Source organism: Thermostichus sp. OS-CIW-30 (assembly GCF_054060215.1).
Genome location: NZ_JBSSCZ010000026.1, coordinates 1 through 21,802 on the forward strand (window position 1 = coordinate 1; position 21,802 = coordinate 21,802).

A 21,802-nucleotide genomic window follows, 5' to 3' on the forward strand; every position below is an offset into this window, starting at 1 on the left:
GTCTACTATATCCCTCTCAATGACTTTTGCCAAACCGCCTAAAGCTCAGTAAATTCAGCAAAGTTCAGGGTTTTGGGGGTTAGAGGCATGCTCCCGCCAGCAGCAACTGGGGGGATCCGTCTCGGCTGGCTGAACCTCGAACTCCAGCGGTCCCTCTTCAGTGTACAGGTGCAGGTCGAACCAGAAGGTGGATCCCTGTTCTAGCTTGCTCTCCAGGCAGATGCGGGTTCGATGTTTCTCCAGGATGTTGCGCACGATGGCCAACCCCAGGCCGGTGCCCTCTAGGGTGTGGACCCGGTTCTCGACACGGAAAAAGCGGTCGAAAATCCGCTCCTGATCTTCTGGGGCAATGCCAATGCCTGTATCGGCCACCGCCACCCGCACTGCCTGCGGGGATCCATCCGCCTGAACCACCAGGTGGGCATGTACCGTCACCAGGCCCCCTGAGGGAGTGAACTTGAGGGCATTGCCCAGGAGATTGGTCATCACCTGCAAGAGCAGATCGTAGTTGCCCCACACCAAAGGCAGATCGGGATCAACGAATTTGCGCAGCTGGATCCCTTTGTCGCGGGCCTGCAGTTGGTGGGTGCGCAAAGTCTGCTCGATCACTGCCGCGATGTCGACACCTTCAAAGTGGTACTGCTTGCCCGATTCCAGACGAGACAAATCCAAAACATCGTTGACCAGGCGGGTGAGGCGATCGGTTTCGCGGTTGGCAATTTCCAGGTAGTCCAGCCGCTCCGCCGAGGACATCTGCTCGCCGTACTCGTAGAGGGTCTCGATAAAAGACTTGATGCTGAAGAGGGGGGTGCGCAGCTCGTGGCTGATGTTGCTGATGAATTGAGCCTTGGCTTCGTTGAGCTCCACCTCGCGGGTGATGTCCTGCACCGTCATCACGATCCCCTTGAGATTTTGCCGCCGCGGATCCGACACCGGTGAAAGCAGAATGCGAATGACGCGCTTGGTAGGGCCGGTGAGGTTGACGCGAACTTCCTCTGCCTCTTGATCCCCGCGGGCAATTTGCATCAGGGGGCGGGCCAGTTGCTGCTGCAGATCCTCCGGCAACAGCTCCGGCAGGGGTTTGCCCAAAACGGGATCCCCTTCCCAGCCAAACATGCGGGAGGCGGCAGGGTTGAGCAGCAGCACCCGCAACTCGGCATCCAGCAAAATGGCAGCATCGACGATGGAGAAGACCAAGGTCTCCAACTTGGCTTTGGCTGCAGCCAGTTCCTCGATGTTTTGCTCTTCGTAGCTTTGCAGCCGCTCCGCCATCTCGTTAAAGCTGTCGATGAGCTGGGCCAGCTCTCCCCCGAAGGGCAGGTCGATGCGCTGCTTGAAGTTACCTTTGGTGATCTCCTGGACACCTTTGACCAGCTCTTTGATGGGATAGGTGATGGTGAGGGCATTGACCACCGCTCCCAGGATGGCCAAGACCCACACCGCCAAAAACACCCCAATCGAGACCTCCCGCGCCAGCTGGGTGGAGCGCACCAGGGCGGGATTGGGATTGATGCCCAAGCCGAGGGTGCCCAAAAAGCGGCCCTGATGGTAGATGCCGACGAAAATATCCGTCACCCGCCCGGCAGGAGTGAGGTGGGTGCGCACCAGCGGTTGGCCCTCAGCAGGGGGGCGATTGTCCGGCAGTTGCATGCGACGGGTGAGGCTGAGGGAGGTTTTCACCTCTTGGTTGGAAAACGGGATCCCGTAGTAGATGTTTCCTTCGGGATCGGCATAGAGCAGATAGCGGATGCTGCTGGTGCTCTCAAAGTACTGGCGGGACAGTTGCGCCACTTCGCCAATGCGATCTTCCGCAATCAGGGGGGCGACATTGGCGGCCAAGAGCAGCCCCAGATCTCGGCCAAAGCGGGCTTCGTTGAAGCGAGCATCCTGCTGCACGGTGCTGACGGCCCAGAAGGTGAAACTGCTCACCACCAATGAGACCACCAGCGTTGCCACAAAGAGCAACTGAGTTTCCAACCGCAGTTTTTGCTTCCATCGCGCCCACCAGCGCCGCAGGGATCCCATAGAGATCCCGGTCGTTGTTGGCACTGACATGTCCACAGCGCCAGGCAATGGCTCGGCAGGAGAAGAAGCCAGCTCAGGAGATTGGACTTCGGCAATGGGCTCGGCTGGCTCGACAGTGCTGACAGGAGGCATGAACCCAACGTGAACAGATAGCGTGAACGGATATAGGGCGGTGATTCGCCACCATTCTGACATGGGCAGGCGATCCCTTTGTCTCAGCCAAGGCCGGGTGAGAACCGGTATGGGATCCCGGCTTCGCAACGCAACCTGCTCCAGCCGACCTGCAGGGGAATGGTTGCCAATACCGATAAAGGTATCCCCAAGCAAAGCTTGTCAGCGCCCCTAAAGTTGATAGACTAGAAAATCGTGCTTCACCAGGTCAGAGTGACCGGAAAAATCGTGACCAACAGCCCCGTCAGCCAATTTATCCAACATCATTTTCGCCACTTCAACGCAGCCGCGCTGCTGGATGCAGCCAAAGGTTATTGTGCTCACCTGGAAAAGGGCGGCAAGATGATGGTGACCTTGGCCGGTGCCATGAGCACAGCAGAGCTGGGCCTTTCCCTAGCTGAGATGATCCGGCAGGGTAAGGTTCACGCCATCTCCTGCACCGGCGCCAACCTGGAAGAGGACATCTTCAACCTCATCGCCCACGACTTCTACGAGCGCGTGCCCCACTACCGCGATCTTAGCCCGCAGCAGGAGCAGGAGCTGCTGGAGCGGCACATGAATCGGGTAACCGATACCTGCATTCCCGAAGAGGAGGCGATGCGGCGCCTAGAAAAAGCCCTCTTGGAAGAGTGGATGGCTGCCGACCAGGCCGGGGAACACTACTTCCCGCACGAGTTTATCTACCGCATCCTGCGCAGCGGCCGGCTGGAGCCCTACTACCAAATTAATCCCCGGGATTCTTGGGTTTACGCCGCTATGGAGGCCAACTTGCCCATCTATGTGCCGGGATGGGAAGACTCCACCACCGGCAACATGTATGCCGCCCACTGCATCACGGGTGAGATCCGCAATGTGCATACCGTCCGCACAGGGATCGAGTACATGATCCACCTGGCGGACTGGTACACGCACACCTCGGCGGAGTGCTCCATTGGCTTCTTTCAAATTGGCGGCGGCATTGCTGGGGATTTCCCCATTTGTGTGGTGCCCATGCTCCATCAAGATCTGGGTCGCCAGGGCGTACCCCTGTGGGGCTATTTCTGCCAGATCAGCGACTCCACCACCAGCTACGGTTCCTACTCGGGGGCAGTGCCCAATGAGAAGATCACCTGGGGCAAATTGGGGATCGACACCCCCAAATTTGTCATCGAGTCGGATGCCACCATCGTGGCGCCTTTGATCTTCGCCTCGGTGCTGGGGTGGTAGAGAAGGGGAATCAATCTGTATGCCCGTCGGTTGAGGCGGAGCGGGGCCAGCGGGACAACAGGGTTGCAGCTTCCCAGCGGCGCAGATCCTGGGCAATGCGCAGGGGCGTGAGGCCGTAGCCGTCCGGCTCGTCGATCTCGGAGCCATGTTCCAGCAGCAGCCGAACGACCTCGGGGTTGCCGGACCAAGCGGCAAAATGCAGGGGAAGGCCACCGGCGCCAAAACGAGCGTTCACCTCGGCCCCTCCCTGGAGCAGGGCTTTCGTAACCTCAGGGTTGCCCAGGCGAGCCGCTTGGTGCAGTGGGCTAGCTCCCCCATGGTCTAGTTGATTGGGATCCGCCCCCGCTGCCAGCAAAAGACGGGCGTTGAGGCCGCTCTCCACGAAAAACAGGGCTGTCTTGCCCCGCTCATCGACAGCGTTGGCGTCTTTCCCCAGCCAGAGAGCCAGTTGCAGCCGCAGCGGGTTGGCTTGGGCCAAGGCTTGTGGATCTTCTGGTAGGGAGTATCCATAGAATCCCAGACCCCCCACTAGCAGGGATCCCAGTCCGACAGCGATTTTTAGGACCTGACCTCGCATAGCCCTATTCCTCAAAGAAAAGGATGGCGAGCCCCTGCCTGGGCAGAGCCTGGGCCGAGAGCAGCAACGGGTTGCTGAGGGCAGGTTGCGGGGCAGCAGCGGGGAAGAGACGCAAAAACTCCTGCAGCGGCAGCAGCTCGCATTGGGATTCCTCGGCGGCGGCCGTGCGATACATGGTGGGGATGACCAGCTTGGGCTGCAGCGCCTCAATGGCCGCCTTGGCCCCGGCAGGATCGTAATTTTTCGGCCCACCCCCCACTGGCACCAGCAACAGGTCGGGACGAGCAAGCAGGATGGACTGCTCCCGCGTAATTGGCTGCAGCGCCCCTCCCAAATGGACAATGTCGATCCCAGCCATGCGCCAGCGCCAACCCACGTTTACGCCAAAGCGAGGGCCACGGGGCATGCGTACTCCTTGCACCCGGATCCCGTCAATCAGATAGTCTCCCGGCTGAAACAGCACCTTGGGGTTGCCGGGCACCACATCCAAAGCACCCTCATCCAACAAGCGGCTGCTGAGCAACACCAGATCGGCAGCAACTCGTGGGGCAGGATAGCCAGCCGTACAGCCCGCCGGCCGAAACGGGTTGACCAGAAACCGTTGGCCCTCCCCCTCGAACAAAACACAACTGTGGTGCAGCCAAGTCAGTTGCAGCCCCTGCGAGCTGGAGCCGGGAGTGAACTCTATAGACCCTGGGGTTGTTGGCGTTTCCGAACCTTGTGCCGGAGCTGTCTGAGCGCCCGCTTTGCGCCCTCTGGCCAGGTTCACGGCCATCGATCCCAGCAGCCCAGCGCTGGCTTGCAGAAGCTGGCGACGCTTCATGGAGTGGGGATCCCTGATGTAACAACGGCAACGGTTTCCTGAGGTTTCTGCGAAACATTGGGCTGAGCAGCAGTTGAGGCTTTGGCGCTGCGCAGGAAGTTGCTCAACAAGCGCTTGCCCTCTGCAGTCAAGATGCTCTCCGGGTGGAACTGCACGCCCTGAACGTGGGGATAGCGGCGGTGGCGTACCCCCATGATGATCCCATCGCCTGTTTGAGCCGTCACCTCCAGCTCGTCAGGACACGTAGAAGGCTCGATCACCAAGCTGTGGTAGCGGGTGGCCGTGAAAGGCTGGCTCAACCCCTCAAACACCCCCACCCCTCGATGGTAAATGAGCGAGGTTTTGCCATGCATCAGCTCAGGTGCGCGCACGATCTGACCACCGTAGACCTGGCCAATGCACTGGTGCCCCAGACAAACCCCCAAAATCGGCAGCTCTGGCCCCAGCTCCCGAATCAACTCCAGGGAGATCCCGGCATCTTCCGGCCGCCCTGGCCCAGGAGAGATAACTACAGCTTGCGGCTGCATTCGGCGCAGGTCGTCAACGGAGAGCTGGTCATTGCGAAAAACCTGAAGCTGAGCTCCCAACTCCCCCAGGTACTGCACCAAGTTGTAGGTAAAGCTGTCGTAGTTGTCGATGACGACCAGCACGATAGCATCCGGCAACGGCACCCCATTTTAGCACTTGCTTGAGCTGCTGTTCTTGATCCAAAGAAGCAGAGTAACTGGCGCTTTTTGCAGGGGAGCAGTCGACGCCCCAAGAAAGCTTGTATCCTAGAAGGTACAACCCACAGGAAGCAGTGAATTGGGCGGGTTTCCAGGTTTCCCAATGTTGATTTGGATCCCATGAGTGCGCTTCTCTCCCCGGCAACCGATTTGCTGGACGAGTTGCGGCAGCTTTTCCCCTTCGAGCTGGACGACTTTCAGATCCGAGCCATTCAGGTTCTGGCTGCTGGGGAATCGGTGGTGGTCTGTGCTCCCACGGGATCCGGCAAGACCCTGATCGGAGAGTATGCCATCTATCGGGCCCTATCCCAGGGCAAGCGGGTTTTCTATACAACGCCCCTGAAGGCCCTCTCCAACCAAAAGTTCCGGGATTTTGGCCAGCAATTCGGCCCAGAACAGGTTGGCCTGCTCACCGGCGACATCTCCATCAACCGGGAGGCGCCGATCTTGGTGATGACCACCGAGATCTTCCGCAACATGCTCTATGGCACGCCGCTCTCTCTGGCCGTTCAGAGAGGAGCCTCCGGCGATGGGATGGAACCTTGGGAGGAGGCGGAGGCCTTGAGTCGGGATCCCTTGCGAGAGGTGCAGGCGGTGATCCTGGACGAATGCCATTACATGAACGACCAGCAGCGGGGCACCGTCTGGGAAGAAGCAATCATCTACTGCCCCCCCACGATCCAGCTCATTGCCCTTTCTGCCACCCTGGCCAACAGCGACCAGCTCACCGATTGGATGAACCAGGTGCATGGCCCCACCCATCTGATCGACTCCAACCACCGCCCGGTGCCGCTGCAATTTCACTTTGCCAATCGCAAAGGGCTGTTCCCCCTGCTGGAGCAAACCGAGTCCGGCCAGTGGGTTTGCAATCGCCGCCTGAAAAGCAAACTCCCCAAGTCAGGTCAGTCTCCCTATGGGGGAGTGCCGGATATGGTGCAGGTGGTGGAGAACTTGCGCCAGCGGGACATGCTGCCGGCCATCTATTTCATCTTCAGTCGCAAAGGCTGTGATATGGCCGTGGCCAGCGTAAGGGATCTGGACTTGGTAGCCAGCGAGGAAGAACGGCAGCAGTTGGCCGAGCAGATCGACCGCTTTTGTCGAGAAACGCCCGAAGCTGTCCGCCGAGATCAGTTGGATGCCCTTTACCGGGGTATTGCCGCTCACCATGCCGGCATGTTGCCTGCCTGGAAGGGACTGGTGGAGCATCTGTTTCAGCAGGGGCTAGTGAAGCTGGTCTTCGCCACTGAGACTTTGGCCGCCGGGATCAACATGCCTGCGCGAACCACGGTGATCTCTTCCCTTTCCAAGCGCACCGACAACGGCCACCGCCTCTTGACCGCTTCCGAGTTCATGCAAATGTCGGGCCGAGCCGGACGGCGGGGCAAGGACATCATCGGCCATGTGGTGACGGTGCAATCCCCGTTTGAGGGGGCCCAAGAAGCTGCGCGGCTGGCCACCTCTGGAGCGGATCCCTTGGTGAGCCAGTTTACCCCCACCTATGGCATGGTGCTGAACCTGCTGCAAAAGCACTCTTTGGAAGCAGCACGGGATCTGATCAACCGCAGCTTCGGCCAGTATTTGCTCTCGTTGCAAAAGTTGCCCGAACAACAGGAGATCCTGCACACGCGCGCCGAGCTGGAGGAGATCGACCGTCTCTTGGGAGGCATTGCCGACGAAGATATCGCCCGCTATGAGAAGATGCAGGCGCAACGGCGGGAAGAACGACGCATTTTGCGCTACTTGCTCAAACAACGGGAAGCTGAGCCGGATCCCACCTTGCGGCTGTTGGCCTTTCCCCACATTCATGCCCAAGAGGAAAAAATCCGTGCCCTAGAAGCTCAAATCCGAGAGAACCCCGCTCACCAAGTGGGGAAAAAATTGCTGGGTTTGCGAGAAAAACGCCAGCGCTTGCTCAAGCGCCTCGAGCACCTGGAGCGGCAAAGCGATTCCGTGCAGGAGTTGCGCTGGCAGCAATTTATGGCCTTGGTGGGGGTGTTGCAGGATTTCAACTGTCTGCAAGAGTATCAACCTACCGATAGCGGAGAGGTGGTGGCCGCGCTGCGGGGGGATAACGAGCTCTGGCTGGCGCTGGCTCTGCTCTCGGGTGAGTGTCAGGGCTGTGCTCCCCATCATTTGGCCGGAGTTGTGGCTGCCTTGGTCTCAGAGGCTCCCCGTTCAGGTACCTACAGCCGGCTGCGCACCTCGGGGCTGGTGGAGGATGTGCTGCACGGATTGCGGGGTTTACGGCGGCAGCTGTTCCGCAGCCAACGGCAACACCAGGTGTTTCATGTGCCGATTGGGTTTGAGCCCAGCTTGGCTGGGATCGTCGAACATTGGGCGCAAGGGATCCCTTGGGAAACCCTAGAAGCCAGCACCAACCTAGATGCCGGAGACTTGGTGCGCCTGATCCGCCGCACGCTGGATTTGCTTTCTCAGATCCCTTATGTTCCCCATCTGCCGGCGGAGTTACGGGAAAATGCCCGTCAAGCCCAAAAAATGCTGGATCGCTTCCCGGTGAGCGAGTTGATCTAGCGAGCTCAGACCGTTTGCTGTTCAGTGAGGTTGCAGCTCTATGATGCCCGCCGGTGAACCCACCCTCAGGGATGTGTTGAGTGTTATTGAAGAGATCCGGCAAGATGTGGAAGAGATCCGACAGGATGTGGAAGGACTACGGCAGGATGTCTCCAGAACCAACGAGCGGCTAGAAGCCCTGGCAGCCGATCAAGCAAAGCGCTGGGCCGAGCAGGAAAGACGTTGGGCTGAGCAGGAGAGACGTTGGGCCGAGCAGGAGAGACGTTGGGCCGAGCAGGGGATAGAAAACCGGGTGATCCTAGAACGAATTGACACCTATCAAAAGGCTAGCGCCCAAGTGGTTAACCTGGCTTTTGCCTTGATTGGAGCTGCCACCGTAGCTCTTGTCGGCATCGTCCTACGGTTGGCCGTTAGTCTATAGTCTATAGTCAGCTGGTTCGGCAAAAACTTCGGCAGGCAGGATGGCCTTGCTTCTCTATTCGGCAACTGGTACGGCTTGTCCTTGAGTTTGGCATTCCGAATGGCCATCTCTGACAGGGCCATGTCCCACCCCGTCTGTTATATCCCCTATTGTGTCCCACTTTAGCCTGGATTACAGTGGGTTTCCCCGGTCTATCGTGGACACTAAAAAGCCCAGAAGCCTTGCTGGGTAAGAGCTTTCTGGACTTCAGTGGACGTTATCGGATTACGGAGAGAGTAGGATTCGGTCGCGCCAGCGGGCCGGATGGCCTTACCCACGGTGAGTTGCTCTGACAAACAAGTTCCAGCGGAGAGAGTGGGATTCGAACCCACGGTGAGTTGCCCCACACAGCATTTCCAGTGCTGCGCCTTCGACCACTCGGCCATCTCTCCAGATTGAGAACAGGGGCGACTTTCCAGGAGGGCTAAAAAGTCAGCTTTGTGATCCTAGCAAAGGATGGAAGCTATTAACGGGATCCTTTGGGATCCCCAGGCCGAAACATTTGCAGCAACACTTGCCGGCGAGAGCACCGCCAGTAATCAACATGGGATCCGATCAACCCCGTCTCATTGATCTGCATCTCTGTCCAGCCGGGGATGCACAGGCGGGGACGCCAAGGCAAAGCCAAAGCACCGCTCAGGATCCACTCGGTGCGGATCTGGTTGCCGGTTTGCCGAATATCCTGCAGATCGAGACGGATATCCTGTAGCCAACGCCCTATCCCCTCGATCATGCGGCGATAGCGATCCAAGCCGCGAAACTCGTTGAGGGGATCCCGGAAGTAAACCTGCGGGTCGTAGATCGCATAGGTCTGATCCCGGGGAAAGCGAGCGTAATCTGCCCGCAAGATGGCCACCAGATCGGCGCTAGGCGGGGCTTGGGAAGGAAGGCTCATGTCTTGGCCACGACAGAAAGAGACACCGTTTCCCCAGGGGCGGGGCAACACAACTGGATGGATTGGGACGTGGCGGCATTCAAGGCTGCCAGCTTTTCTCGAAACTCCTGCAGGCTGCCCAAGGGGCGGATCTGGGCGGCAAACCACCCGTGGTAGTCCACCTCTCCCATCGCCGTAGGGATCACCTGCTGGGGGCGTAGGGCTGCCACCACCTCCAGGGCCCGCTCTGGCCCCATGATCACCTCTCCCAAGAGGGGAAAGATCTGCCCCACCACCGGAATCAGTAGGGTATGGATGGAGCCAAACTCCTGCTGCAGCCGCGGGCGGACATCCGGTTGGGAAAGATGAGGCTCGTAGTAAAGCCGTGTCTGAGAGGGCACCTCTTCCAGCAGATAGCCCAGCTCACGGACAGGCCCTAGGGGCGCACCGGGAATGGCCGTGACCCGCAGATCCCCCCAGCGAACAGACTGCCAGGGATCCAGAGCCTGAACCGTTGCAAATCCTAGACTCTTCACGACTCTGGCTGCAGCCGGCGAGGCCAAAACGGGGATCCGCTTATCCAGGCGCTGCAACGTTGGTGGGTGGCAGTGATCCGGCTGGGCTTGGCTGAGGAGGATCCCGTCGATTTTGGGCAAGGTCTCCGGCGTAAAAGGGAGCGGCTGGCGGTGCTCCAGGCGGATGAACCAGGGGATCCCCAGAAACACCAGGGGATCCACCAGCCACGGATCCAATAGGAAGGTTTGCTCCCGGGTGTGGATGAGCCAACTGTTGAGGTCGATGCGGGTCAGTTGCATGAGTTTGAAGTGAGGTTATTGCCCGGTAATGGAGAGATCGGCAACCCAGATGCGGGGACACAGCCCACCCGGTGTGACTTGCGGCTCGGGCTCGACGTAGAAAATCGACTTCAACAGCTCCAGGAAGTCTCCGGCCACCGTGGCCGCTTCGATGCTGATGCGTTCTCCTTGGCGTACCCACCACCCCTGAAACGGCAGCGAGAAGGATCCCTGTAGGGGCTTAACGCCGGCATGAAGCGCTTGCAGCTCATCGATCCAAACTACATTTTCAGCCGTAGCCAAGTCATAGGTGCTCTCCGGCGGTGCCCCGGCAAATACATGGTAGTAGTGGGCGGCAACTGTGACCTTGGCGCCGATGTTGGCATGGCCAGTGGGCTTGGCTCCTAGGCGCTTAGCCGTACCGGCGCTGTGCAAAAAGTGGGTCAAGACCCCATTGGTGATGAGAGGGACACGGCGGGTGGGGGTGCCTTCTCCATCAAAGCTGATCGCTCCCACATTGGTCGGGTGCAGGGCATCGTCACACACCGACAGAAGAGGTGAGGCAATGGTCTTGCCCAGGGATTCTGGGGTGGACAGGCTTTGGTTGTCCAAAATGTTTTGGGCATTGAACACATTGGAGAAGGCGCCCAACAAACTCAAAAAGGCTTCTCCTGAAAAGACCACTGTGTATTTTCCAGAAGGGATCCGCTCGTACTCCAGATGGCTAATCAGTTTCTCAGCAGCTTCCTGCACACAACCCTGGATATCCAACTCATCCAGGCTGCGAGCCACTCGCATGGCTCCGGCGCTGCGGGGTTTGCGACCTTCTTGCTCTGCCTTGCTGTAGAGAAAAACCGAAGCGAGGGTATGCTCCTCTTGTCGCAGGGCTTGGTGGCTGTTGAGGTAGAAGCGGTTGATTTGCCGCTGCGCTAGGCCGTTGTAGGGCACCCCCTGAATGGCGGGATGGGATCCCAGGAGTGCCTTTTCAGCAGCCACCAACTGTTCCAACAAGTCGCCAGCCAAAGCCAACGGCCCTTTGTCGTTACAAGGCTGGGCAATGGGCAGAGTGGCTTCCGGGCTGAATTGAGGGGCATGTTCCCGCACGCCAAAATGGCTGGCTTCAAAGGCCGTTTGCAGGGCCAGTTCCAGCCCCGCCTCATCCACATCGGTGGTGGAAGTTACTCCCACCTGCCCTTGGTCGTTCCAGGCCCGCACCGTCACGCTGCAGCGGTGGGAAGCCTTGACCTGGCGAGGTTCCCCATGATCTACCTGCACGCTGGTTTCATCCACTTGAGCCCCGTAGAGATCAAACTGAGGGATCCCCAGCCGCCGGGCACAGCTTTGTGTCTGTTCTGCCAACACCTCGACTTGCACCATTGCCACTCCCCAAGTTCCTGTTGCCATCCAGCGCCTCTAGTAAACTACCCGCACTCATGCTGACGCAGAGCGCTCCGCACCGCTAAAGCGAAAGAGTGCAGGCTTTCGGTAGCCCTGTAGTTGGCAAGCCAACCACGGACCTCTAGGCTGGTTTACAGCAGCCCCAAGTTTGGCAATCATGTTGGCCCCATTCCAGTCCGCATCCCCTTCCCATCCACAGTGCCCACACTTAAACTGCTTCCCACTGCGATTTTGCTACGCAACGCTGACGCGACAGGATTGCGCAGGGTCGGGATGGATGTGCAAACACTTGTGACAGGTCTGCGAGGTATAAGCAGGCGGAACAAGGATTAGAGAAACCCCTGCAACTCTCGCCTTGTATTCCAGAAACTGCCTCAGTTGGTAGAACGCCCAACTGTTGGCCCTGCGCCGCTCGGCTTTGCTGCGGGGTTGTTGGTTGATACGCTCCCGTATCCCTGTCAAGTCCTCTAAAGCAATAGCGCTATTTGTGGCCTTTGCCCTAGAAACAATAGCTTTAGAGATGCGATGATTGACCCACGTTTTTGCTACGCAACGCTGACGCGACTGAAAGCGTCTCTCCTTACCAGACAGCCGTTGCAACAGTTCTCTGCATCTGCGCCGCGAACTGCGTGTGCCCTTACTGGCTTTGCGTTGGAGTACCGCCCTCAACCGGGAGTAGTGGTCTCGGACTCTGTTCAACTGCTGTCCATTCCAGTTGTCCCCCTCTGACGTATGGGCAATATCTGTCCTTCCCAAGTCCACGCCTACCACCTGAGCGGTGTTCTGCTGTTCCGGTAACTTTGCTTCCACGCAAATCTGGATGGAGTAGGAACCGTCTTTGCGCTTGACCAGAGTGGCCGTTCGCGTCAGCGGACCGGAGGTCTTTTTGGGATTGGAGCCTGCCAACTGTTCTCTCTGGTAATGACCAATCGCCAGCTCAAAGCGTTCTCGACCCTCCACCGTGGTGAGCGACACCGTCCAGTCTTTCTCGCGAAACGAAAAGATACGAGCGTCGTAGGTAGCGAAGCCACCCTTGTTCGCGTTAGCGTCGCGTAGCGACAACGCTTTGACCGGGCGGTTTTTCTGTTGTGCCACCTTGCGAGCAGACGCTACCCGTCTGCATATCTGTTGGTCGCGTAAGCGGGACGTAGTCCTTGCCAAATTACTGGACAAGCCGAAACGGGCACGGATTTCGTAGTAGCACAGGGATTGGAGTTTCAGTGGGTTGACGACTTTCTCGGGTGTGTTTTGGTTGACCCAGTTCAAGGCTTGGCCGTTCGCGTTAGCGTCGCGTAGCGACAAAGCATCCAATGTCTCGTCCAATTTGGCGGCTTGCGACTGGGACACCTTGAGCTTGCAAGAAACGGTCAGGACTTGGGTCATAGCCTTATTGCATTTTACTCACATTCCTCCCGACCCTTGCCCTGTGGGCAGAGAGCGGGGCTCCTGCGGTTTCTAGCTGACGGGCTAGCCAGGCAGTTAAATCCTCCAAGCTGTTGAAGTCCAACAGAGCTTCCCCCAGCGCCTCCAGTTGTGACGTTGACAAAGCCCAAATCTTATTCTCAAGGGCCGGGTCAAGGGATCCCAACTTCCGCCTGAGCAGCCGCAAAACCAGCGTTGCTTCCCCGTGTTGCAATCCCTGTTGTAATCCTTGTTGCAATCCTTGTTGTAGCCCTTGTTGCAGGCCCAGTTGTAGTCCTTCTCTGCGTCCTTCTTTGCGCCCTTCTTCCAGCCCCTCTCGCAGAGCTTCTGCCCGCCACTCTTGGTAGATCACCGATTCCCTCATATCCAAAGACCTCATGATTTGTCGAATCAAACCCCGATCCAATGCTAGTCCCGCCAAGACGGCTGTTGCGGCTGCCAATTCCCTTCTCTCACTGGGGTCTGCCAAGCTCTCTAGCTCACTGACCACCTCTCGCAAGGTTTCTGCTGGATCTTCCACCTGGCTTAGAACCCGAAACGGTAGCAGGGCTTGCCGATCCGCTCCGGCCCTCAAATCGCATTCCCACAGGCGGACAACATCGAACTCATGGCTCAGCCTCTCTAGACGAAAAGAGGTCTGGAAAACTCCCTCCGACCCCGTTTTGCGCAAGTCAATCGCGTTAGCGGTGCGGAGCACCTTGACCACCTGCTGCACCGATAGGTGAGGATACCTCCGATAGAGTCGGAGCCGAGCCACTTCTCCCATGAGCCAGCGGGCAAACTGCTCTGGGAAACGCTCGGCCAGATATTTGCAGACGTTGTCATAGGCCATGTCGAGGTGGATCCCTGGAATTAGCGACCGCCCACGGTAATGGAATCTACCTTGATGTGAGGCTGCCCCACCGTCACATAAATGCTGCCGCTGACGGAGCCACAGAACCCAGCTGCCAAGCTGAGGTCTTTGGAACACATGGAGATTTTGGTCAAGATGTCTTTGGCTTCTCCGATCAGGGTGGCTCCCTTGAGGGGTTTGGTAATCTTGCCGTTTTCGATGAGATAGGCTTCTTCGACGGCGAAGTTAAATTGCCCAGTGGGGCCGACGCTCCCTCCCCCCATACGCTTGCAGTAAATGCCTTTGTCGATAGAAGCAAAAAGATCGTCCAGTTCTGCATCTCCGGGGGCAATGTAGGTATTGCGCATACGGCTGGCGGGGGCAAAGGTGTAGTTCTGTCGGCGACCGCTGCCGGTGCGAGGGTGGCCGGTGCGCATTGAGCCAGCCCGATCCGCCAAGAAGTTTTTCAAAATGCCCTTCTCGATCAGCAGAGTGCGCTGGACGGGCATCCCCTCGTCATCCACATCCAGGCTGCCAAAGGCCCCTTCAGAGAGACCTTCATCCCAGGCGGTGAGGTTTTTGTGGGCAATTTTCTGGCCTTTTTTGTCGGCAAAGGGAGTGGTTTTGCGCTCAATCTGGGTGGTTTCCAACAGATGCCCGCAGGCTTCGTGGAAAATGACGCCGCCAAAGGCGTTGGACATCACAATCGGGTAGGTGCCGGATTCCACATAGTCGGCATAGAGCATCTGGCCGGCAGCTTCTGCCAGCTCCCGGCTGTGGGCCTCCAGATCCCAACGGCGCAAAAAGTTGGGATCCCCCGTACCGCCGGAGCGTTGACTGACAGAGGCGCGATGGGATCCATCGGCACAGAGCAGCGTAGAGCTCACGGATTGGGTGAGGCGCACATCCCGCACAAAGGTGCCATCGCTGCAGGCCACCAGAATCTCTTGCCAATCGCGGAAATAGGTGGTGCGGCGGGACTGCACATGGCGGGCTTGGCGACCCAGTTGCTCGTTGGCTTTGAGCAGGATCTCCCCCATCTCCGCAATGGGGCTACATTCCTTCAACCAGCCATCTTTGCGGCGACGCTCGCCGTAGTCCTGCAGCATCTCCAGGTTGATGGCAGAAACCAGCGCTGTGGGGCCAGGAGGGGTGAAGCCCATCAGCGAAAGGCCCTTCTCCAGAGCAGCCTTGAGACCGGCAAAGGACAGATCGTTGGTGCTGACGTAGCAGTCGGCCAAGCCGCGAAACACCCGCACGCCGGCCCCGGTGGAGAGCCGTGGGGTGATGCTGGTGATGGCGTCATCTTCGGCCAGGCAACTGATGGAATTGCCCCGTTCTAGAAAAATCTCCACCAAATCGGCACCGGCAGCGCGCCCCCAGCCCAACAGGGCAGAGAGGGGATCCCGCCAATCCTCGTCGAAGCGCTGTAGAGTATGACGGTAGTTCAGGTTGGGCAGTTCTTTGGACAAAAGCAGCATGGCAGGCTCAGGGAGTAGAGACGAGCTAAGGCCGGCGCAAGTTTTCGTTTTCTCAGTTTAACAAGGAGTAAAGGTTCTCCCCTGCCGGCAGGTTGGCCTTGAGCTTGACAAGGGCGGGGGAGCAATCGAAGATCGCTGCACAAGGAAACCTCGACTTGCAATGGCTGCCAAGAAAAAACCGCCGGAGCTTCAGCCCAGCCTATTTGACGATCCCATCGAGCCGCCAGCCCCGGCGGAGGAGACACTCCCCCAGTGGGATCAGATCCCCCTGTCGGCCCAGGTGTCCATCCCCCCCGGCACTTACAGGGATTTGGAGCAACTGAAGCAACATTGTTTGGTATGCCAGCGCTGCGACTTGGCAGCCAGCCGTACCCATGTGGTGGTGCATCGGGGCAACCCCAAGGCAAGGATTTTAATCATCGGAGAGGGGCCAGGGGAAAGCGAAGACCTGCAGGGGCTGCCTTTTGTGGGCAAGTCGGGACAATTGCTGGATAAAATCCTGGCTTCGGTGGGGCTGGATCCCGAGCAGGACACCTACATCTGTAATGTGGTCAAGTGCCGCCCCCCTAACAACCGCGTGCCCACCCAGGAGGAGATGGACGCCTGCCGTCCCTATCTGTTGGAGCAGATTCGCCTGGTGGATCCCTGGATTATTCTGCTCACGGGGGCCACCTCGGTGCGCTCCCTTTTGGGCGAGAAGCGAGGGATCACCAAGATCCGCGGGGAATGGATCCAGTGGCAGGGACGCTGGTGTATGCCCATTTTTCACCCGGCCTATCTGCTGCGCAACCCAGACCGCACCCCTGGCAGCCCCAAGTGGTTGATGTGGCAGGATATTCAGGCGGTGAAGCAAAAGTATCTGGAACTCACCGGCACAGCACCGCCCCAGCCCAACTTTTGAGCCCATTTCCCCAAGCGCCCCTCCTCCCAAAGGAGAGCAAGGGATCCCTACCTTGGCTGATCCCCAGGTTTGAACCCAGTCAAGAGGCCGAAGCGGAGCAAGCCGGTGGCATAAGCCCGACGCATCAGGCCCAGCCCCAGCGCCCCGCGAACGGTAACCCAACCGCTGCGCAGCAAAGCCCAGATCCAGCGCCAGTCGCGGGCAGAAGCGATCACCTCATCCCAGAAAGGGGCCACTCGCTCCGACCAGTCGGCGCTGCGCACCTGCTCAAAGCCCACCTGTTGGGCCAGAGCCTCGTAGCTGGAGAGGCTGATCACATAGGGCAGGCAGTACACCTCGTAGATTTTCTGCAAAAGCTGTTGATCCTGCTGGCTCAGGGATCCCTCGCGGTGGCACCAGGTTACCACCATCACCTGCCCGCCCGGTTGCAAGACCCGCCAGCCCTCGGCCAGAAACTGCCGCTTATCCGGCATGTGCTCGCCGCTTTCCAGAGACCACACCAGATCAAAGGTGTTGTCTGCAAAGGGCATCTCCAGGGCATCGGCCACCTGAAATCGCACCTTGTTGCTCAGGCCGGCCTCTTGGGCGCGCTCCGTAGCCCGCTTGGCTTGGACGGGGCTGAGGGTAATGCCCGTAACCTGTGCCCCAAAGCGCCGGGCTAACTCCAAGCTGCTTCCCCCAATGCCACAGCCAAGATCAAGAATGTGCTGGGGAGGGCAGGGATCCCCGATCTGGCCCCACTGGATAACCCTATCAATCAAGTCAATCTGAGCTTGGCGGCGATCCTTGCCGGTTTGGCCCGGCTCGTAATAGCCATGGTGCATGTGCTCCCCCCACACCCGCTCCCAGAGGCCGGAGGAGGCATCGTAGAAGTGGCGAATGCGTTGGTTGAGGGTGGAGGTCATGGCAACAGATCTCCATGGCTTTTTTATTTTGGATCCTCTCGCCCGGTGAAATCTGATGGGGAACCCTTGTAACCCAACTCGCGCCAGCCGGACGGAGCCATAGTAACAGACCCTTTCCGGGCTCACCTTGGAGCAGAAAGCGATCCCAGCGCCCAAACCAACCGCTGCACAGCACTCAAGAGCACCAGAATTGCCATCAGCCCAAACAAGCCCACCATGTACTCTGGGAAAAGGAAAAACAAGCCGTAGAAAAAGATGGTTTCGCTGCCCTCGATAAGCCCCGACGGCATACTTAAGCTGGTCAGTTCATCCAGGGATCCCGCCCCGACAGTGCCATCCGTCCTTGTTGCTCCGCAACGCTGTCGCGAACGCCGTTTTTCCAACAGCCCTGCCAAATACATCCAGGAGCAAAGGTTGATGTAAAAGCTGGCCAGCATCAGAGCCAGAGAAGCATAGCCCAGCAGGGATCCCTGGTGAAAGGCCAGCCCCAGGGGAACGACCGCGTAGACCACCACGTCCAGCAGCATATCCAGGTAGCCCCCCAGATCGCTTTGCCGTCCCTGCAGACGAGCCAACGTGCCGTCCAGCCCATCCATAAACCGGTTCAGCAACCACAGGCCCAGCCCCCACCCGTAGGCCCCGTAAGCTGCCGCTGTCCCAGAGGCCAGGCCCACAGCAAACCCCGACAGGGTAATGGCTAGGGGATGCACCTGTTGGAGAGGGGTTTGCAGCACTGGAGCCAACAGCCGCTCCTTCCACTGCCTAAGCACCTTATCCAGCAAGAAACACTCCTTTCTTATTGCTCTGCAACGCTGTTGCCGATGATCACCACCGGCTGGGATCCCACAAAACCTCTGGATTCAATTTTCTTGCTCCGCACCGCCAACGCGATGGAAATCATCATCCCAGAATCATCCCAGATGATGAGAATTGAAGGGAGGTCAGAGCAAAGTGCTGTGCCTACGGCAAAGGAACCGCACCGCTGTTGCGAATGAAGCGGATACCTACGCGGAGTATGTTTGCTCTGGCCCCTTTCCTCTACCGGAAGTGCTGCGGCAAGCCTAGGCTGGGACAAAGCCTGTGGGTAAACTAAAGGTTAGGCTGGGTAGCCTATCGCCTGGCGGACTGTGTGCTCCTTAACTCGGTGTTCGCGGCACCTTTTTCTCCCTCAACTCCAACATACCTACGAGCGAGTCCATGAGCGAGACCCCCACTTCCCCAGCAGAAGCGTTCGCGGCACCAGAGCCGGTCATTGCCATCACCGGCCTGACCAAAACCTATCGCACAGGATTTTGGCTGAACAAGGTGGTCAGCCCCCTCAAAGATTTTTCTCTGACTGTGGCCCGCGGAGAAACCTTTGGGCTGCTGGGGCCCAACGGGGCCGGGAAAACCACCACCATCAAATGCCTACTGGGCATTGTGGAGCCCACCCGCGGCAGCGGCACTTTGCTGGGCAAACCCCTGGGGGATCGCTCCATCAAGCAACAGGTGGGATATTTGCCGGAGAACCCCTATTTTTACGATTACTTGACGGCATGGGAGTTTCTCCAGTTTGCCGGCAAGGTGTTTGGTCTGCCCAATAGCCTGTTGAAGGAGCGGATCCCGCAACTGCTGGAGCTGGTGGGGCTTTCTATAGATACGGCCCGCAAAAAACAACTGCGCACCTACTCCAAGGGCATGCTGCAGCGCACTGGCATGGCCCAAGCGCTGATCAACGACCCAGAGCTGGTTTTTCTGGATGAGCCGATGTCGGGACTGGATCCCATGGGCCGCTATCAAATGCGCGAGATCATTCTGTCCCTCAAGCAGCAGGGCAAAACGGTGTTTTTCAACAGCCATATCCTGGCGGATGTGGAAGTTATCTGCAACCGAGTCGGCCTGATCATCGGCGGCAAATTGGTGCATCAGGGAACTTTGGATGACTTGCTGGGAGAGAGCAAAAGCTATCGGGTACAGGGGCACGGTGGCGCCGTCGAACAGTTCCGCGACCGCCTAGAGCACTTCTCGATTCAGGGATCCCATTGGTCGGGGGAATGGAGTGGATCCCTACCGGAGTTGCTGGCCCTTTTGAACCAAGCGGGGGCACTGGTCACCGACTTGCATTGGCAACGGCAATCCCTAGAAGAATTCTTTGTGGAGCAAGTGCGGGCCATTGAAGGGGATCATCCGGTCTCTGCCTAGGCTGGCCGTTCGCACTGGTGCTATGGAGAACCCCGAGAGCAGGACGGAGTTCTGCCCTGAGTATTTCCCAGTAGGGGACTCTGTGCTCCGCACCGCTAATCGGCGGCAATAACAGCCCGGTAGTAGCCTTCCAACTGTTGGGTGGCTGCCGACCAGCTCCAGCGTTCTGCCTCTTGGCGGGCTTGCTGTCGGAAGAGCTGTCGCTGCCCGACGCTGCTCAGGAGTTGCTGGGTAACCTGGACAAAGTCGCTATCCGAATTGGGATCGAACAGAAAGCCATTGCGCCCACTGTCCACCACATCGGTAATGCCGCCGCAGCGGGGGGCGATCACCGGACAACCGGCAGCCATGGCTTCCAACAGAACCAGCCCCAAGGTCTCGGTGCGGGAGGGGAACACGAACAAATCCGCCGAAGCAAAGGCCGCTGCCAGAGACTCTCCCTGTAGGTAGCCCGTAAACACCACATCGTGGCCGGCAAAATGTTGCTCCAGGGATCCCCGCTCTGGCCCATCCCCCACAATAGCTAGGCGCGCCTGCGGGATCCGCTCTAGCAACACCCGGATCCGCCCTACTTCCTTCTCAGCCGAAAGCCGTCCCACGTAGAGCAAAAGAGGCCGTTCCGGTTGCCCCGCCGTGAGCCGAGCCCGCATCTCTGGACTGGCCGCCTGGGGATGAAACAACTCCGTATCCACTCCCCGCTGCCACAGCTGCACCCGCTCAATGCCGTGGGCGCTCAGCTCCTGCATCATGGCCGTCGAGGTGCAAAGATTGACCCGCGCCAAATTGTGCCCCAGCTTCAGGAGATTCCACAAAACCCCTTCCAGAAAGCCCAGCCCATAATGCTGCAGATACTTCGGCAGATGGGTATGGTAGGACGCCACCAGCGGGATCCCCATCGTCTGGCTGTAGTAGAGGCCCCCCAATCCCAAAACCGCCGGGTTCACCACGTGGATCACATCCGGTCGGAAACGGCTGAGCAACTTACCGATGGCCGGGCCGGGGGCGGCCAGCTTCAACTCTGGATACAAAGGCAGTGGCATCCCCGGGATCCCGTAAACCCGTGCCCGTGCAAACCGCCGCGGGGCTCCCCGGGGCGCGACGATGAGCACCGAGTTACCACGAGCGGTTAGGTGACGCACCGTGTGGCAGAGGCGGGTAACGATGCCATCCACCTTGGGCAGAAACGTCTCCGTAAACAGGGCTATGCGCATCAGGGATCCCAAGCCTACTGTTATTGCTCCGCAACGCTGCTGCGACCGCGCTACTCGGACGGAGCCCTTAAAGACTCTAGAATGAGTGTTGCACAAAACGGCAACGCTGCTACGACCTCCGTCAGCAGACTCAAGTACCTCATTCCACCGGTGCAGAGTAGGGCATCGGCTCAGGTTCGGTGAAAGTCTGCACCTGGCTTTGGCCCAGCGTGTCTGCGGCGGTTTTGCTGATCAACAGTAGGGTCGCCGCCAGGGCCAGCCCAATAACATCCCGCCACATGCTCCACTCCTCAGCTCCTCACTCCTCTTGCCCATTACTGTAGCGGCGGTTTTCTCGACTGGGCAGTGATGGAGGACGGATTTTTGCGTGACACAAATCACTGCCAAAATTGCGGCTTTGCCCCCCGCCGGTTAGTCTCGGAACGTCAGTTGCAAGCTGGTTATCAGCAGCACCAAAGAAGATACCGCCATCACCCCTCCCCAAAACCAGTAGGGCAAGAACAAGTTTTGGGCAATTTGGCTGGAATCGGAGTGGATCACCTGCCCATTGATCACGGCAGAGGCCGTAAACAAGTAGTCGAGCTGGTGGTAGGTGCTCACACAGGCCTGCACCCCCAAAAATTGTGCAGCGAAGCCCCGCAGCCAGGGGGAGGCCCAGCGAGCTACCGTCAGGATCCCCAAACCCATACCCAAGAGGAACAGGAGGCCAAAGGGAGAGCGAACCCAGAGCAGCGTCGATAGCAACAGCAGGGATCCCAGAAGTACCAGCCCCAACCGAGTTGTGCTGTGGCGGCGGGAGGCAAGGATGAACAGGGCCCCAGCCAGCGGCGGCCCCATCGGCCCAGCAGCGGCCACCAAAGCTTGCCCCACCCGTCCCAAAAACAGCTCGCCACTGTGAATGGCCAGCCCCGAGCCGTCGGGATAGATCTCCAGACGATGAAACTCCCCACCCAACAGCACTGCCATCAGACCATGGCCCATCTCGTGAAACCAGGTGGCCAACAAGGTAAAGGGGTAGAGGATGTAGTTACCCCAGGGAAACCGCCAGAGCAAGACCGTCAGACCTGCAGCAACCACCAGCCAAACCAAGCTGTGCCGGTTAGGTCTTCCAGAAGGGGGAGAAGGCAGCTCAAACTGAGTCATCATCAGCAGGTGGATGGAGAAAAGGCCTAAGATGGCCCATCGCCCCAGACGACTGCCGGCGGGAAAAAGTTCCACATAGGCCAAGAAAATAGCCAGGCCAACTCCCCTGCTGGGAGAGGGGCTAGGTAGGCTGAAAAAGAC

General features: G+C 58.7%; 19 protein-coding genes, 1 tRNA gene and 1 pseudogene. 5 read left to right on the forward strand and 16 right to left on the reverse strand.

What is annotated here, in order from left to right; all coding sequences use genetic code 11:
* Positions 1–54: 54 nt before the first annotated feature.
* Positions 55–2,055, reverse strand: coding sequence for a HAMP domain-containing sensor histidine kinase (locus ACVWZF_RS11170; protein ID WP_041437572.1), 2,001 nt, complete (start codon positions 2,053–2,055; stop codon positions 55–57).
* Positions 2,056–2,424: 369 nt separating this feature from the next.
* Between ACVWZF_RS11170 and ACVWZF_RS11175 the strand changes: the two genes are divergently transcribed.
* The gene (locus ACVWZF_RS11175; protein WP_457411466.1) at positions 2,425–3,402 is read left to right on the forward strand and encodes a deoxyhypusine synthase family protein; all 978 of its coding nucleotides are present in this window, start codon (positions 2,425–2,427) and stop codon (positions 3,400–3,402) included.
* Between the two features lie 10 nt (positions 3,403–3,412).
* Here ACVWZF_RS11175 and ACVWZF_RS11180 read toward each other — a convergent pair whose 3' ends face one another.
* Genes ACVWZF_RS11180 through ACVWZF_RS11190 form a run of 3 tightly spaced genes read right to left on the reverse strand, consistent with a single transcriptional unit; the run spans position 3,413 to position 5,452 of the window.
* The gene (locus tag ACVWZF_RS11180) at positions 3,413–3,979 is read right to left on the reverse strand and encodes an ankyrin repeat domain-containing protein (protein ID WP_011433982.1); all 567 of its coding nucleotides are present in this window, start codon (positions 3,977–3,979) and stop codon (positions 3,413–3,415) included.
* Positions 3,980–3,983: 4 nt separating this feature from the next.
* Positions 3,984–4,802, reverse strand: coding sequence for an MBL fold metallo-hydrolase (locus tag ACVWZF_RS11185; RefSeq protein ID WP_041436742.1), 819 nt, complete (start codon positions 4,800–4,802; stop codon positions 3,984–3,986).
* Complete coding sequence (locus ACVWZF_RS11190) at positions 4,799–5,452, reverse strand: anthranilate synthase component II (protein WP_011433980.1); 654 nt, start codon at positions 5,450–5,452, stop codon at positions 4,799–4,801. The genes ACVWZF_RS11185 and ACVWZF_RS11190 overlap by 4 nt, the downstream gene beginning before the upstream one ends.
* Before the next feature lie 195 nt (positions 5,453–5,647).
* On the opposite strand from ACVWZF_RS11190, the gene ACVWZF_RS11195 reads away from it, so the two are divergent.
* Together ACVWZF_RS11195 and ACVWZF_RS11200 are read left to right on the forward strand one after the other, a co-directional pair.
* Positions 5,648–8,059 carry a DEAD/DEAH box helicase gene (locus ACVWZF_RS11195; protein ID WP_414406825.1) on the forward strand — a complete coding sequence of 804 codons (2,412 nt, stop codon included), beginning with the start codon at positions 5,648–5,650 and terminating at the stop codon, positions 8,057–8,059.
* Between the two features lie 43 nt (positions 8,060–8,102).
* Positions 8,103–8,480 carry a hypothetical protein gene (locus ACVWZF_RS11200; RefSeq protein ID WP_457411468.1) on the forward strand — a complete coding sequence of 126 codons (378 nt, stop codon included), beginning with the start codon at positions 8,103–8,105 and terminating at the stop codon, positions 8,478–8,480.
* 346 nt (positions 8,481–8,826) lie between these two features.
* Here the strand turns inward: ACVWZF_RS11200 and ACVWZF_RS11205 are convergent.
* The 7 genes and pseudogenes from ACVWZF_RS11205 to ACVWZF_RS11235 all read right to left on the reverse strand — a co-directional run bounded on the left by ACVWZF_RS11205 (position 8,827) and on the right by ACVWZF_RS11235 (position 15,320).
* Positions 8,827–8,911 (reverse strand) — tRNA-Ser (locus ACVWZF_RS11205).
* A 74-nt stretch (positions 8,912–8,985) separates the two neighbouring features.
* Positions 8,986–9,414, reverse strand: a complete 429-nt coding sequence (locus tag ACVWZF_RS11210; protein ID WP_011433977.1) for a DUF2358 domain-containing protein — start codon at positions 9,412–9,414, stop codon at positions 8,986–8,988.
* The gene (locus tag ACVWZF_RS11215; RefSeq protein ID WP_011433976.1) at positions 9,411–10,208 is read right to left on the reverse strand and encodes an MBL fold metallo-hydrolase; all 798 of its coding nucleotides are present in this window, start codon (positions 10,206–10,208) and stop codon (positions 9,411–9,413) included. The genes ACVWZF_RS11210 and ACVWZF_RS11215 overlap by 4 nt, the downstream gene beginning before the upstream one ends.
* A 15-nt stretch (positions 10,209–10,223) precedes the next feature.
* Positions 10,224–11,564 carry a TldD/PmbA family protein gene (locus tag ACVWZF_RS11220; protein WP_011433975.1) on the reverse strand — a complete coding sequence of 447 codons (1,341 nt, stop codon included), beginning with the start codon at positions 11,562–11,564 and terminating at the stop codon, positions 10,224–10,226.
* Between the two features lie 54 nt (positions 11,565–11,618).
* Positions 11,619–12,968, reverse strand: a pseudogene (locus tag ACVWZF_RS11225) (RNA-guided endonuclease InsQ/TnpB family protein).
* A 4-nt stretch (positions 12,969–12,972) separates the two neighbouring features.
* Positions 12,973–13,839 carry a DUF4351 domain-containing protein gene (locus ACVWZF_RS11230; protein ID WP_457394531.1) on the reverse strand — a complete coding sequence of 289 codons (867 nt, stop codon included), beginning with the start codon at positions 13,837–13,839 and terminating at the stop codon, positions 12,973–12,975.
* Positions 13,840–13,859: 20 nt separating this feature from the next.
* The gene (locus ACVWZF_RS11235) at positions 13,860–15,320 is read right to left on the reverse strand and encodes a TldD/PmbA family protein (RefSeq protein WP_457387919.1); all 1,461 of its coding nucleotides are present in this window, start codon (positions 15,318–15,320) and stop codon (positions 13,860–13,862) included.
* Between the two features lie 160 nt (positions 15,321–15,480).
* Here ACVWZF_RS11235 and ACVWZF_RS11240 point away from each other — a divergent pair, with 160 nt between their 5' ends.
* The gene (locus tag ACVWZF_RS11240) at positions 15,481–16,221 is read left to right on the forward strand and encodes a uracil-DNA glycosylase (RefSeq protein WP_457384204.1); all 741 of its coding nucleotides are present in this window, start codon (positions 15,481–15,483) and stop codon (positions 16,219–16,221) included.
* Between the two features lie 47 nt (positions 16,222–16,268).
* On the opposite strand, the gene ACVWZF_RS11245 is transcribed toward ACVWZF_RS11240, so the two are convergent.
* Both ACVWZF_RS11245 and ACVWZF_RS11250 read right to left on the reverse strand, forming a co-directional pair.
* Positions 16,269–17,126 (reverse strand): methyltransferase domain-containing protein, encoded by an 858-nt coding sequence (locus tag ACVWZF_RS11245; RefSeq protein WP_457411470.1) that lies wholly within the window; start codon positions 17,124–17,126, stop codon positions 16,269–16,271.
* A gap of 122 nt (positions 17,127–17,248) precedes the next feature.
* Positions 17,249–17,908, reverse strand: a complete 660-nt coding sequence (locus ACVWZF_RS11250) for a CDP-alcohol phosphatidyltransferase family protein (RefSeq protein ID WP_414419232.1) — start codon at positions 17,906–17,908, stop codon at positions 17,249–17,251.
* Between the two features lie 415 nt (positions 17,909–18,323).
* Here ACVWZF_RS11250 and ACVWZF_RS11255 point away from each other — a divergent pair, with 415 nt between their 5' ends.
* Positions 18,324–19,307 carry an ABC transporter ATP-binding protein gene (locus ACVWZF_RS11255; RefSeq protein WP_011433966.1) on the forward strand — a complete coding sequence of 328 codons (984 nt, stop codon included), beginning with the start codon at positions 18,324–18,326 and terminating at the stop codon, positions 19,305–19,307.
* Positions 19,308–19,402: 95 nt separating this feature from the next.
* Here ACVWZF_RS11255 and ACVWZF_RS11260 read toward each other — a convergent pair whose 3' ends face one another.
* The 3 genes from ACVWZF_RS11260 to ACVWZF_RS11270 form a co-directional block, all read right to left on the reverse strand.
* Complete coding sequence (locus ACVWZF_RS11260; RefSeq protein WP_457411472.1) at positions 19,403–20,518, reverse strand: glycosyltransferase family 4 protein; 1,116 nt, start codon at positions 20,516–20,518, stop codon at positions 19,403–19,405.
* Between the two features lie 139 nt (positions 20,519–20,657).
* Positions 20,658–20,798, reverse strand: a complete 141-nt coding sequence (locus ACVWZF_RS11265; RefSeq protein WP_414330515.1) for a hypothetical protein — start codon at positions 20,796–20,798, stop codon at positions 20,658–20,660.
* Positions 20,799–20,929: 131 nt separating this feature from the next.
* On the reverse strand, positions 20,930–21,661 hold the full coding sequence (locus tag ACVWZF_RS11270) for a M50 family metallopeptidase (RefSeq protein ID WP_457411487.1): 732 nt from the start codon (positions 21,659–21,661) through the stop codon (positions 20,930–20,932).
* Between the last annotated feature and the right edge of the window lie 141 nt (positions 21,662–21,802).